Origin of the sequence: Pseudoxanthomonas sangjuensis, from assembly GCF_010211755.1 — a bacterium.
Lineage (GTDB): Bacteria > Pseudomonadota > Gammaproteobacteria > Xanthomonadales > Xanthomonadaceae > Pseudoxanthomonas_A > Pseudoxanthomonas_A sangjuensis.
The window spans coordinates 1-13939 of record NZ_PDWR01000004.1; the positions used below are offsets into that span (position 1 = coordinate 1).

9 protein-coding genes and 1 tRNA gene are annotated in these 13939 nt (G+C 66.4%); all 10 read left to right on the plus strand.

Annotated features, from left to right (window positions below; all coding sequences use genetic code 11):
* The first annotated feature begins 2 nt into the window (after window positions 1–2).
* Window positions 3–1193, plus strand: a complete 1191-nt coding sequence (gene tuf, locus CSC71_RS02775; protein ID WP_162372825.1) for an elongation factor Tu — start codon at window positions 3–5, stop codon at window positions 1191–1193.
* A 95-nt stretch (window positions 1194–1288) separates the two neighbouring features.
* Window positions 1289–1364, plus strand: a tRNA-Trp gene (locus tag CSC71_RS02780).
* Between the two features lie 70 nt (window positions 1365–1434).
* Window positions 1435–1830 (plus strand): preprotein translocase subunit SecE, encoded by a 396-nt coding sequence (gene secE / locus CSC71_RS02785; RefSeq protein WP_162372826.1) that lies wholly within the window; start codon window positions 1435–1437, stop codon window positions 1828–1830.
* Between the two features lie 10 nt (window positions 1831–1840).
* The gene (gene nusG, locus CSC71_RS02790) at window positions 1841–2398 is read left to right on the plus strand and encodes a transcription termination/antitermination protein NusG (protein ID WP_162372827.1); all 558 of its coding nucleotides are present in this window, start codon (window positions 1841–1843) and stop codon (window positions 2396–2398) included.
* A gap of 220 nt (window positions 2399–2618) precedes the next feature.
* Complete coding sequence (gene rplK, locus CSC71_RS02795) at window positions 2619–3047, plus strand: 50S ribosomal protein L11 (RefSeq protein WP_162372828.1); 429 nt, start codon at window positions 2619–2621, stop codon at window positions 3045–3047.
* 4 nt (window positions 3048–3051) lie between these two features.
* The gene (gene rplA, locus CSC71_RS02800; protein ID WP_162372829.1) at window positions 3052–3750 is read left to right on the plus strand and encodes a 50S ribosomal protein L1; all 699 of its coding nucleotides are present in this window, start codon (window positions 3052–3054) and stop codon (window positions 3748–3750) included.
* Window positions 3751–4175: 425 nt separating this feature from the next.
* Window positions 4176–4703, plus strand: a complete 528-nt coding sequence (gene rplJ, locus CSC71_RS02805) for a 50S ribosomal protein L10 (RefSeq protein WP_162372830.1) — start codon at window positions 4176–4178, stop codon at window positions 4701–4703.
* 48 nt (window positions 4704–4751) lie between these two features.
* Window positions 4752–5123 (plus strand): 50S ribosomal protein L7/L12, encoded by a 372-nt coding sequence (gene rplL / locus CSC71_RS02810; RefSeq protein ID WP_162372831.1) that lies wholly within the window; start codon window positions 4752–4754, stop codon window positions 5121–5123.
* 338 nt (window positions 5124–5461) lie between these two features.
* A complete protein-coding gene (gene rpoB / locus CSC71_RS02815) occupies window positions 5462–9616 on the plus strand; it encodes a DNA-directed RNA polymerase subunit beta (RefSeq protein WP_162372832.1) in 4155 nt (1384 codons plus the stop codon).
* Window positions 9617–9696: 80 nt separating this feature from the next.
* On the plus strand, window positions 9697–13917 hold the full coding sequence (gene rpoC, locus CSC71_RS02820) for a DNA-directed RNA polymerase subunit beta' (protein ID WP_162372833.1): 4221 nt from the start codon (window positions 9697–9699) through the stop codon (window positions 13915–13917).
* Window positions 13918–13939 lie beyond the last annotated feature (22 nt).

The following is a 13939-nucleotide window of genomic DNA, read 5'->3' on the forward strand; positions in this document are numbered from 1 at the left end:
CCATGGCAAAGGGTAAATTCGAGCGCACCAAGCCCCACGTGAACGTGGGCACGATTGGCCACGTGGACCACGGCAAGACGACGCTGACGGCGGCGCTGACGAAGGTGGGCGCGGAGCGTTTCGGCGGTGAGTTCAAGGACTACTCGTCGATCGACGCGGCGCCGGAGGAGAAGGCGCGCGGCATCACGATTTCGACGGCGCACGTCGAATACGAAAGCCCGACCCGCCACTATGCGCACGTGGACTGCCCGGGGCACGCCGACTACGTGAAGAACATGATCACGGGTGCGGCGCAGATGGACGGCGCGATCCTGGTGTGCTCGGCCGCGGACGGCCCGATGCCGCAGACCCGCGAGCACATTCTGCTGGCGCGCCAGGTGGGCGTGCCGTACATCGTGGTCTACCTGAACAAGGCGGACATGGTGGACGACGCCGAGCTGCTGGAGCTGGTGGAGATGGAAGTGCGCGAGCTTCTGTCCAAGTACGAGTTCCCGGGCGACGACACCCCGATCATCAAGGGTTCGGCGCTGAAGGCGCTGGAAGGCGACCAGTCGGAGATCGGCGTGCCGTCGATCATTGCGCTGGTGCAGGCGCTGGACGACTACATTCCGACCCCGGAGCGCGACGTTGACAAGCCGTTCCTGATGCCGGTGGAAGACGTGTTCTCGATCTCGGGCCGCGGCACCGTGGTGACCGGCCGCATCGAGCGCGGCGTGATCAAGGTGGGCGACGAAATCGAGATCGTGGGCATCCGCCCGACCACCAAGACCACGGTGACCGGCGTGGAGATGTTCCGCAAGCTGCTGGACCAGGGCCAGGCGGGCGACAACGCGGGCCTGCTGCTGCGCGGCACCAAGCGCGACGAAGTGGAGCGCGGCCAGGTGCTGGCCAAGCCGGGCACGATCACCCCGCACACCGAGTTCGAGGCCGAGGTGTACGTGCTGTCGAAGGACGAGGGCGGCCGTCATACCCCGTTCTTCAAGGGCTACCGTCCGCAGTTCTACTTCCGCACGACCGACATCACCGGTGCGGTGACGCTGCCGGAAGGCGTGGAGATGGTGATGCCGGGCGACAACATCAAGATGACCGTGGCGCTGATCAACCCGGTGGCGATGGACGAGGGCCTGCGCTTCGCGATCCGCGAGGGCGGCCGTACGGTCGGCGCCGGCGTGGTGGCCAAGATCATCAAGTAAGCTGTATCTGGCAGGGTCGCCGCAAGGCGGCTTTGCCGCGTCGAAGGGCGAGTCGGAGACGGCTCGCCGTCGCCGTCTAAGCGGTTCCACAATTTACGCCAGTAGCTCAATTGGCAGAGCAGCGGTCTCCAAAACCGCAGGTTGGGGGTTCGAGTCCCTCCTGGCGTGCCAAACCCGCGGCCTGCCGCGGCGGTCCCGGCCCTCGTGGCCGGCCGCACATCATCGAAGAGTTGGCGTCATCTTGAACAGCAAGGTCGAAAATCCGAAAGCCGGCGCTTCCGCCGCCGACATCGCCAAGTACGTGCTGGCGCTGGCGCTGCTGGCGGCCGGTCTGGCCGCTTGGTGGTATTTCGCCGGCCAGTGGAACACGCCCCTGCGTGCGCTGGCGGTGGTCGCCGGGCTGGTGCTCGGCGCGGGCGTGTTCCTGACCACGGCCAAGGGCCGCCAGACCCGCGAGTTCCTCGGCGAGTCGCGCTTCGAGCTGCGCAAGGTGGTCTGGCCGACTCGCCAGGAGGCCTGGCGCATGACCTGGGTGGTGATCGTGGCCGTCGTCATCCTCAGCCTGATCCTGGCCGGCTTCGACCTGGTCATCAAGAACGCGATCGAGTGGCTCCTCGGTTCCGGTCGCGCCGCGTAAGGAGAATGCCTTGAAGCGTTGGTACGTCGTTCACGCCTATTCGGGCTTCGAGAAATCGGTGGCGCAGGCCCTGCGCGACCGCATCGCGCGCGCCGGCATGCAGGACCGGTTCGGCGACGTGCTGGTGCCGACCGAGGAAGTGGTGGAGATGCGCTCCGGCCAGAAGCGCCGTTCCGAGCGCAAGTTCTTCCCCGGCTACGTGCTGGTCCAGATCGAAACCCACGACGAAGCCGGCATACCGCGCATGGACAACGAGAGCTGGCACCTGGTCAAGGAGACCAGCAAGGTGCTCGGTTTCATCGGCGGCACCGCCGACCGTCCGCTGCCGATCCGCGACGAAGAGGCGGCCGCCATCCTCGATCGCGTGCAGGAAGGCGTCGAGAAGCCCAGGCCGAAGGTACTGTTCGAGCCGGGCGAGATGGTTCGCGTCACCGACGGCCCGTTCAACGACTTCAACGGCGTGGTCGAAGAGGTCAATTACGAGAAGAGCCGCCTGCGCGTGGCGGTGCTGATCTTCGGCCGGTCCACCCCGGTGGAACTGGAATTCGGCCAGGTCGAGAAGGCCTGAGCCGGGCCCGGCGGCCCCACGGGCCGCCAAAAGCTGCTATATTAAGCGGCTCACTGTGCCCGCTGGACCGGGCGAAACGCCGGCCGCACCTGTTGCGGCCGTTCGTGCCGTGGGGCGAAAGTCCTTGTGAATCATGGTTTTACGCGGTGCCGGGACGCGTGATTTTTCCGGCGCGATGGGGAGCCCGAGGTTCGGGCGCTAGCACCCGGAGACAATCGAAATGGCAAAGAAAGTAATCGGCTACATCAAGCTGCAGGTGAAGGCCGGCCAGGCCAACCCCTCGCCGCCGGTCGGTCCCGCGCTGGGCCAGCGCGGCCTGAACATCATGGAATTCTGCAAGGCGTTCAACGCCGCCACGCAGAAGCTGGAGCCGGGCATCCCGGTGCCGGTCATCATCACGGCCTATTCCGACCGTACCTTCACCTTCATCACCAAGAGCACCCCGGCCACCGTGCTGCTCAAGAAGGCGGCCGGCATCCAGTCCGGCTCCAAGCGCCCGAACACCGAGAAGGTGGGCAAGGTCACCCGCAAGCAGCTCGAGGACATCGCCAAGGCGAAGGAGCCCGACCTGACCGCGGCCGACCTGGATGCGGCGGTGCGCACCATCGCGGGCTCGGCCCGTTCGATGGGCCTGACGGTGGAGGGTTGAGGACATGGCATTGAACAAGCGACAGAAAGCGATCCTCGCCGCGGTCACCCCGGGCAAGGCCTACGCCATCGATGAGGCGTTGAAGATCATCAAGACCGCGACCAAGGCAAAGTTCGTCGAGTCCGTCGACGTCGCCGTGCGCCTGGGCGTGGACGCGAAGAAGTCCGACCAGCAGGTGCGCGGTTCGACCGTGCTGCCGGCCGGCACCGGCAAGAGCGTGCGCGTGGCGGTGTTCGCCCCGGCCGGCGCGAAGGCCGACGAGGCCCTGGCCGCTGGCGCCGACGTGGTCGGCATGGACGACCTGGCCGAGAAGATGCAGGCCGGCGACATCAACTACGACGTGGTCATCGCCACGCCGGACGCGATGCGCGTGGTCGGCAAGCTCGGCACCGTGCTGGGCCCGCGCGGCCTGATGCCGAACCCCAAGGTCGGCACCGTGTCGCCGAACCCGGCCGAGGCGGTGAAGAACGCCAAGTCGGGCCAGGTGCGCTACCGCACCGACAAGGCCGGCATCATCCACTGCACGATCGGCAAGGCCAGCTTCGAGGACGAGGCGCTGAAGTCGAACCTGCAGGCGCTGCTCGCCGACCTGGTCAAGGCCAAGCCGTCGCAGGCCAAGGGCCAGTACCTGCAGAAGATCTCGATCAGCTCGACCATGGGTCCGGGCGTGATCGTCGACCAGGCTTCGCTGAGCCTGAAGTGACGTGGCGGCGCGTCCGCGCTTGCGCGGACGCGTTTGCCGGAAGAATGCTTCACCCCTCCCCCGGCGACGGGGAAGGGCGCAACCAAATTTTGGGGGCAGTCGCGGATGGCCGAGCAGGCCCGAAGCGACAGCCGTCAAAGACCGCAGGTGCGGTCAGCGCGCCACGACGACGGGCAGGGAAGCTCGGTGCATTGCACGGAGTCGCCGTCGGGGCAAGCGGGGTCGCTTGATCCATCCGCGTAACAGCGGAGAAGCCTGCGCAGATGGTGCCGCCTTCTGGAAGTTTCTGGTTCCAACGCGATTGGGACGAGAGTCGGAAAGGCCACCACCGGGATGCCGATCGGCGTCCCCGGCGTCCAGGAAGGACGCCGCCCTGGACCGCGAGCGGCAGGAGCCGCGAGCGGAATTCAATCGGAGGAGTGTAAATGGCTCTGAATCTGTCCCAGAAGCAAGAAGTTGTCGCCGAACTGGCAGACGTCGCCGCCAAGGCCCACTCCTTGATCGCCGCCGAATACGCTGGCACCACGGTCTCGCAGATGACCGCGATGCGCAAGAAGGCCCGCGAAACCGGCGTGTACTTGAAAGTCGTCAAGAACACGCTGGCCGCGCGCGCCGTCGAAGGCACGGAATACGAGGTTGTCAAGGACAAGCTCGTCGGTCCGCTGCTGTACGCGTTCTCGACCGAGGAGCCCGGCGCCGCCGGCCGCCTGATCAAGGAATTCGCCAAGGGCAACGACAAGCTGCAGCCCAGGCTCGTTGCGCTGAATGGCCAGCTGTACCCGGCCAGCCACGTCGACGTGCTGGCTTCGCTGCCGACCCGCGAACAGGCCCTGGCCATGCTGGCCAGCGTGCTGTCCGAGCCGGCCCGTATGTTCGCCCGCGCCGTCAAGGCCGTGGCCGACAAGCAGGGTGGCGGCGAGGAAGCCGTCGCCGAAGCCGCGGCCGAAGCCTGAGTTCGACGTCCGTAATCCTTAACCCAGAAATCATTCAAAGGTAATCACATGTCCCTTACCAACGAACAGATCGTCGACGCGATCGCCGAAAAGAACCTGATGGAAGTGATGGAGCTGGTCAAGGCCATCGAAGAGAAGTTCGGCGTTTCCGCCGCCGCCCCGGTCGCCGTGGCCGCCGGTCCGGCCGCCGCCGCCGCCCCGGCCGAAGAGCAGACCGAGTTCACCGTCGTGCTGAAGTCGGCCGGCGACAAGAAGGTCGAAGTCATCAAGGCCGTCCGCGCCATCACCGGCCTGGGCCTGAAGGAAGCCAAGGACCTGACCGAGGCCGGCGGCATCGTGAAGGAAGGCGCGTCGAAGGACGACGCGGCGAAGTTCAAGAAGGACCTCGAGGCTGCCGGCGCGACCGTCGAAGTCAAGTAATCGTTGCACGCCGTCCGCGCAACATCGTGACGGCAAGCCGAGGCCGGGGGCGCAAGCCCCTGGCCTTTGGCCGTTGTTGAAGTGCGGTTGCAGGTTCTTGGTTTCTGGTTGTTGGGGAAGACGGATAACGCCCTTCCCGGCAACCAAGAACCAACAACCAGGAACCACAAAATCCCGAGTTGGTAGTTGGAAGCAGATTCAGACAGGCGTGCTGGTGCCGGCAATACCAGCGGCTTCCAACTGACGATTTCCCGCTTTTCCTTGCGACAAGGAAACGGCAACGAACATCCCCCCGGAGCCGCCGGCGCGCGGCTCCCAGATGCCAGAGGCACAGCCACATGACGACGTATTCGTTCACCGAGAAGAAGCGCATCCGCAAGGACTTCGGCAAGCAGCGCTCGATCCTCGAGGTCCCGTTCCTGCTCGCCATCCAGGTCGACTCCTACCGCGAGTTCCTGCAGGAGCACACCGATCCCGCCAAGCGCGAGGACAAGGGCCTGCACGCCGCGCTGAAGTCGGTGTTCCCGATCGTCAGCTACAGCGGCAACGCCGCGCTGGAATACGTCGGCTACAAGCTCGGCGAGCCGGCCTTCGACGAGCGCGAGTGCCGCCAGCGCGGCATGAGCTACGGCGCGCCTTTGCGCGTGACCGTGCGCCTGGTGATCTACGACCGCGAATCGCCGACCAAGGCGATCAAGTACGTGAAGGAGCAGGAGGTCTACCTCGGCGAGATCCCGCTGATGACCGACAACGGCACCTTCATCGTCAACGGCACCGAGCGCGTCATCGTCTCGCAGCTGCACCGCTCGCCGGGCGTGTTCTTCGACCACGACCGCGGCAAGACCCACAGCTCGGGCAAGCTGCTGTACAGCGCCCGCATCATCCCCTACCGCGGCTCGTGGCTGGACTTCGAGTTCGACCCGAAGGACGCGCTGTTCACCCGCATCGACCGCCGCCGCAAGCTGCCGGTCAGCATCCTGCTGCGCGCGCTGGGCTACTCCAACGAGGAGATGCTCAACACCTTCTTCGACATCAACACCTTCCACATCCTGCCGGAAGGCGTGCAGCTGGAGCTGGTGGCCGAGCGCCTGCGCGGCGAGACCCTGAACTTCGACCTGGCCGACGGCGACCGCGTGATCGTCGAGGCCGGCAAGCGCATCACCGCGCGCCACGTCAAGCAGCTGGAGCAGTCCGGCATCGCCGCCGTGGCCGCGCCGGACGAATACATCGTCGGCCGCATCCTCTCGCACGACGTCATCGACGCCAACACCGGCGAGCTGCTGGCCAACGCCAACGACGAGATCACCGTCGAGCAGCTGGACAAGTTCCGCAAGGCCGGCATCGACAGCGTCGGCACGCTGTGGGTCAACGACCTCGACCGCGGCCCGTACCTGTCGAACACTCTGCGCATCGACCCGACCAAGACCCAGCTGGAAGCGCTGGTCGAGATCTACCGGATGATGCGCCCGGGCGAGCCGCCGACCAAGGACGCGGCGCAGAACCTGTTCCACAACCTGTTCTTCACCTTCGAGCGCTACGACCTGTCGGCCGTGGGCCGGATGAAGTTCAATCGCCGCGTCGGCCGCAAGGAAGTCACCGGCGAGGCCGTGCTGTACGACCACAAGTACTTCAGCCAGCGCAGCGACGAGGAGGCCAAGCGTCTGGTCGGCACCAACGGCGAGACTTCCGACATCCTGGAAGTGATCAAGGTCCTGACCGAGATCCGCAACGGCCGCGGCACGGTGGACGACATCGACCACCTGGGCAACCGCCGCGTGCGTTCGGTCGGCGAAATGGCCGAGAACGTGTTCCGCGTGGGCCTGGTCCGCGTCGAGCGCGCGGTCAAGGAGCGCCTGTCGATGGCCGAGTCCGAGGGCCTGACCCCGCAGGAGCTGATCAACGCCAAGCCGGTGGCCGCCGCGATCAAGGAGTTCTTCGGCTCCTCGCAGCTGTCGCAGTTCATGGACCAGAACAACCCGCTGTCGGAAGTCACCCACAAGCGCCGCGTCTCCGCGCTGGGCCCGGGCGGCCTGACCCGCGAGCGTGCCGGCTTCGAGGTGCGCGACGTGCACCCGACCCACTACGGCCGCGTCTGCACCATCGAGACGCCTGAAGGCCCGAACATCGGCCTGATCAACTCGCTGGCGGTATTCGCCCGCACCAACCAGTACGGCTTCCTCGAGACGCCGTACCGCAAGGTCGTGGACGGCAAGATCACCGACGAAATCGAGTACCTGTCGGCGATCGAGGAGAACGAATACGTCATCGCCCAGGCCAACGCGCTGCACGACGCCAAGGGCAAGCTGACCGAACAGTTCGTGCCGTGCCGCTTCCAGGGCGAGTCGCTGCTGAAGCCGCCGGCGGAAGTGCACTTCATGGACGTGTCGCCGATGCAGACCGTGTCGGTCGCCGCGGCGCTGGTGCCGTTCCTCGAGCACGACGACGCCAACCGCGCGCTGATGGGCGCGAACATGCAGCGCCAGGCCGTGCCGACCCTGCGCTCGCAGAAGCCGCTGGTGGGCACCGGCATCGAGCGCGCCGTTGCGCGCGACTCGGGCGTGACCGTCAACGCCAAGCGCGGCGGCGTGGTCGAGCAGATCGACGCGGGCCGCATCGTGGTCAAGGTCAACGAGGACGAGATCTCCGGCGAACACGATGCCGGCGTCGACATCTACTCGCTGATCAAGTACACCCGTTCCAACCAGAACACCTGCATCAACCAGCGTCCGCTGGTGAACGTGGGCGACGTGATCGCGCGCGGCGACGTGCTGGCCGACGGCCCCTCGACCGACATCGGCGAGCTGGCGCTGGGCCAGAACATGCTGATCGCGTTCATGCCGTGGAACGGCTACAACTTCGAAGACTCGATCCTGCTGTCCGAGCGCGTGGTCGAAGAGGATCGCTACACCACGATCCACATCGAAGAGCTGACCGTGCAGGCCCGCGACACCAAGCTCGGCCCGGAAGAGATCTCGGCCGACATCCCCAACGTGTCGGAGAGCGCGCTGAACCGCCTCGACGAGTCGGGCGTGGTCTACATCGGCGCCGAAGTGCGCGCCGGCGACATCCTGGTCGGCAAGGTCACGCCGAAGGGCGAAAGCCAGCTGACCCCGGAAGAGAAGCTGTTGCGCGCGATCTTCGGCGAGAAGGCCAGCGACGTTAAGGACAGTTCGCTGCGCGTGCCGCCGGGCATGGACGGCGTGGTCATCGACGTGCAGGTATTCACCCGCGACGGCATCGAGAAGGACAAGCGCGCGCGCCAGATCGAGGAAAACGAGATCAAGCGCGTCAAGAAGGACTTCGACGACCAGTTCCGCATCCTGGAAAGCGCCATCTACGCCCGCCTGCGCTCGCAGATCGTCGGCAAGGTCGCCAACGGCGGCGCCGGCCTGAAGAAGGGCGACACGGTCAGCGACGCCTTCCTCGACGGCCTGAAGAAGTCCGACTGGTTCTCGATCCGGATGAAGGACGACGACGCCTCGGAAGCCATCGAGCGCGCGCAGAAGCAGATCGCCGCGCACGAGAAGGAGTTCGAGAAGCGCTTCGCCGACAAGCGCGCCAAGATCACCCAGGGCGACGACCTCGCCCCGGGCGTGCTGAAGATGGTCAAGGTGTTCCTGGCGGTGAAGCGCCGCATCCAGCCGGGCGACAAGATGGCCGGCCGCCACGGCAACAAGGGCGTGGTGTCGAACGTGGTGCCGGTCGAGGACATGCCGTACATGGCCGACGGCACCTCGGTCGACATCGTGCTGAACCCGCTGGGCGTGCCGTCGCGCATGAACATCGGCCAGATCCTCGAAGTCCACCTCGGTTGGGCGGCGAAGGGCCTGGGCAAGAAGATCCAGCAGATGCTCGACGCCCAGGCCGCGGTCAAGGACCTGCGCGCGTTCCTCGAGCAGATCTACAACCACGACCAGAAGGTCACCGGCGAACAGCGCGTCGACCTGTCGCAGTTCAACGACGACGAGCTGATCGCGCTGGCGAAGAACCTGACCGACGGCGTGCCGATGGCCACTCCGGTGTTCGACGGCGCCGCCGAGTCGGAGATCAAGTACATGCTGCAGCTGGCCGACCTGCCGAGCAGCGGCCAGACCCAGCTGTACGACGGCCGCACCGGCGAACCGTTCGATCGCCAGACCACGGTCGGCTACATGCACTACCTGAAGCTGAACCACCTGGTCGACGACAAGATGCACGCGCGCTCCACCGGCCCGTACTCGCTGGTCACCCAGCAGCCGCTGGGCGGCAAGGCGCAGTTCGGCGGCCAGCGCTTCGGCGAAATGGAAGTCTGGGCGCTGGAAGCCTACGGCGCGGCGCACACCCTGCAGGAAATGCTGACCGTGAAGTCGGACGACGTGCAGGGCCGCAACCAGATGTACAAGAACATCGTCGACGGCGAGTACGAGATGGTCGCGGGCATGCCGGAATCCTTCAACGTCCTGGTGAAGGAGATCCGCTCGCTGGCCATCAACATGGAGCTGGAAGAGAACTGATCCGGACGGCCGGGAGACGCGCCTCCCGGCCGGACTTTCCACTTCCCGCCCCCAAGAATTCCTCCTGACGGAGAAAACTAATGAAAGACCTGCTCAACCTGTTCAACCAGCAGCGCACCACCGTCGACTTCGACGCGATCAAGATCGCCCTGGCCTCGCCGGACCTGATCCGCTCGTGGTCGTTCGGCGAAGTGAAGAAGCCGGAAACGATCAACTACCGCACCTTCAAGCCCGAGCGCGACGGCCTGTTCTGCGCCGCGATCTTCGGCCCGATCAAGGACTACGAGTGCCTGTGCGGCAAGTACAAGCGCATGAAGCACCGCGGCGTGGTCTGCGAAAAGTGCGGCACCGAAGTGACCTTGGCCAAGGTGCGCCGCGAGCGCATGGGCCACATCGACCTGGCTTCGCCGGTCGCGCACATCTGGTTCCTCAAGTCGCTGCCGTCGCGCATCGGCCTGATGCTGGACATGACCCTGCGCGACATCGAGCGCGTGCTGTACTTCGAAGCCTACGTGGTCACCGAGCCGGGCCTGACCCCGCTCGAGCGCCGCCAGCTGCTGACCGAAGAGCAGTACCTGCAGGCGCGCCAGGAGCACGGCGACGACTTCGACGCCGCGATGGGCGCCGAGGCGGTGTACGAACTGCTGCGCACCATCGACCTGCAGTCCGAGATGGCCAACCTGCGCGAGGAAATCGCCAGCACGGGCTCGGAAACCAAGCTCAAGCGCCTGACCAAGCGGATCAAGCTGGTCGAGGCCTTCCTCGAATCCGGCAACCGCCCGGAATGGATGGTCATGACCGTGCTGCCGGTGCTGCCGCCGGACCTGCGCCCGCTGGTTCCGCTGGACGGCGGCCGCTTCGCGACCTCCGACCTGAACGACCTGTACCGCCGCGTCATCAACCGCAACAACCGCCTGCGTCGCCTGCTCGAGCTCAACGCGCCCGACATCATCGTGCGCAACGAGAAGCGCATGCTGCAGGAGTCGGTGGACGCGCTGATGGACAACGGCCGCCGCGGTCGCGCCATCACCGGCACCAACAAGCGCCCGCTGAAGTCGCTGGCCGACATGATCAAGGGCAAGCAGGGCCGCTTCCGCCAGAACCTGCTCGGCAAGCGCGTCGACTACTCCGGCCGTTCGGTCATCGTGGTCGGCCCGTACCTGAAGCTGCACCAGTGCGGCCTGCCGAAGAAGATGGCGCTGGAGCTGTTCAAGCCGTTCGTGTTCGCCAAGCTGCAACGCCGCGGCCTGGCCACCACGATCAAGGCCGCCAAGAAGCTGGTCGAGCGTGAAGAGGCCGAGGTGTGGGACATCCTCGAAGAGGTGATCCGCGAGCATCCGGTGCTGCTGAACCGCGCCCCGACCCTGCACCGCCTCGGCATCCAGGCGTTCGAGCCGGTGCTGATCGAAGGCAAGGCGATCCAGCTGCACCCGCTGGTCTGCACCGCGTTCAACGCCGACTTCGACGGCGACCAGATGGCCGTGCACGTGCCGCTGAGCCTCGAGGCGCAGCTGGAAGCGCGCGCGCTGATGATGTCGACCAACAACATCCTGTCGCCGGCCAACGGCGAGCCGATCATCGTGCCGTCGCAGGACGTCGTGCTCGGCCTGTACTACATGACCCGCGCCCTCGAGAACAAGAAGGGCGAGGGCATGGCGTTCGCCAACGTCGCCGAAGTGCGCCGCGCCTACGACAACCGCGCGGTCGAGCTGCATGCCAAGGTCAAGGTGCGCATCAACCAGACCGTGGTCGCCGAGGACGGCACGCGTTCCAAGGCGACCTCGATCGTCGACACCACGGTCGGCCGTGCGCTGCTGGCCGAGATCCTGCCGGACGGCCTGCCGTTCGCGCTGGCCAACACCGAGTTGAACAAGAAGGCGATCAGCCGCCTGATCAACTCCAGCTACCGCATGCTGGGCCTGAAGGACACCGTCGTCTTCGCCGACAAGCTGATGTACACCGGCTACGCCTTCGCCACCCGCGCCGGCGTCTCCATCGGCATCGACGACATGCTGATCCCGGCCGAGAAGAAGGCGATCCTGGGCGAAGCCGAGCAGGAAGTGCTGGAGATCCAGGAGCAGTACCAGAGCGGCCTGGTCACCGCCGGCGAGCGCTACAACAAGGTCGTCGACATCTGGTCGCGCACCAACGAGCGCATCGCCAAGGCGATGATGGACACCATCGGCACCGACAAGGTGCAGACCGCGAAGGGCGAGACCATCGACCAGAAGTCGATGAACTCGCTGTACATCATGGCCGACTCCGGCGCGCGCGGTTCGCAGGCGCAGATCCGCCAGCTGGCCGGCATGCGCGGCCTGATGGCGCGCCCGGACGGCTCGATCATCGAGACGCCGATCAAGGCGAACTTCCGCGAAGGCCTGAACGTGCAGGAGTACTTCAACTCCACCCACGGCGCGCGCAAGGGCCTGGCCGACACCGCGCTGAAGACCGCGAACTCGGGTTACCTGACCCGCCGCCTGGTCGACGTGGCGCAGGACGTGGTGATCACCGAGAACGACTGCGGCACCCACGACGGCCTGACCATGGCCCCGATCGTGGAAGGCGGCGACGTGGTCGAGCCGCTGCGCGACCGCGTGCTCGGCCGCATCGTGGCCGAGGACGTGTTCCTGCCGGGCGACGACGAGGATCCGGTGGTGACCCGCAACACCCTGCTCGACGAAGTCTGGGTGCAGAAGCTGGAGGACGCCGGCGTGCAGTCGGTGAAGGTGCGTTCCACCATCACCTGCGAATCCGAGTTCGGCGTCTGCGCGCACTGCTACGGCCGCGACCTGGCGCGCGGCCACCTGGTCAACATCGGCGAAGCGGTCGGCGTCATCGCCGCGCAGTCGATCGGCGAGCCGGGCACGCAGCTGACCATGCGTACCTTCCACATCGGCGGCGCGGCCTCGCGTGCGGCGGCGGTGGACAACGTCACGGTCAAGACCACCGGCACGGTCAAGTTCAACAACCTCAAGACCGTCGACCACGCCAGCGGCAACCTGGTCGCGGTGTCGCGCTCGGGCGAAGTCTCGGTGCTCGACGCCCACGGCCGCGAGCGCGAGCGCTACAAGCTGCCGTACGGCGCCAACATCACCGTCAAGGACGGCGATGCGGTCAAGGCCGGCCAGACCGTGGCCAACTGGGATCCGCACAACCACCCGATCGTGTCGGAAGTGGCCGGCTTCGTCCGCTTCGTCGACTTCGTCGACGGCGTCACCGTCATCGAGAAGACCGACGAACTGACCGGCCTGGCCTCGCGCGAGATCACCGACCCGAAGCGCCGCGGTTCCACCGGCAAGGACCTGCGCCCGATCGTCCGCATCGTCGACAAGGACGGCAAGGACCTGAGCATCCCGGGCACCGACCTGCCGGCGCAGTACCTGCTGCCGCCGCGCTCGATCGTCAACCTGCAGGACGGCGCGCCCGTCGGCGTCGGCGACGTGGTCACCAAGGTGCCGCAGGAAGCGTCGAAGACCCGCGACATCACCGGCGGTCTGCCGCGCGTGGCCGACCTGTTCGAGGCGCGCAAGCCGAAGGATCCGGCGATCCTGGCCGAGCGCTCGGGCGTGGTCAGCTTCGGCAAGGACACCAAGGGCAAGCAGCGCCTGATCATCAAGGACAGCGACGGCAACGAGCACGAGGAGCTGATCCCGAAGTACCGGGCCATCACCGTGTTCGAGGGCGAGCACGTGGCCAAGGGCGAAACCATCGTCGACGGCGAACCGAGCCCGCAGGACATCCTGCGCCTGCTCGGCGTCGAGCCGCTGGCGGCCTACCTGGTCAAGGAGATCCAGGACGTGTACCGCCTGCAGGGCGTGAAGATCAACGACAAGCACATCGAGGTCATCACCCGGCAGATGCTGCGCAAGGTCGAGATCACCGACGCCGGAGGCAGCAAGTTCCTGGCCGGCGAGCAGGTCGAGAAGCAGCGGGTGATCGAGGAAAACGCCAAGCTGGCCGCGCGCAACGAGCTGCCGGCGAAGTACGAGCCGGTGCTGCTGGGCATCACCAAGGCCTCGCTGGCGACCGAATCGTTCATCTCCGCGGCCTCGTTCCAGGAGACCACCCGCGTGCTGACCGAGGCCGCCGTACGCGGCACCCGCGACAGCCTGCGCGGCCTGAAGGAGAACGTGATCGTCGGCCGCCTGATCCCGGCGGGCACCGGCTTGGCCTACCACAACCAGCGTCGCCGCACCGCTTCCGGCCTGACCGAAGCCGAGGTCGAGGCGCTGGCCGCCCCGGCCGCGGCTCCGGCTGCGGTCGAGGAGGCCGCCGAGCCGGCTACTGGCGCGGAAGAGTAAGGTCCGCAACAACTGCCCGGCC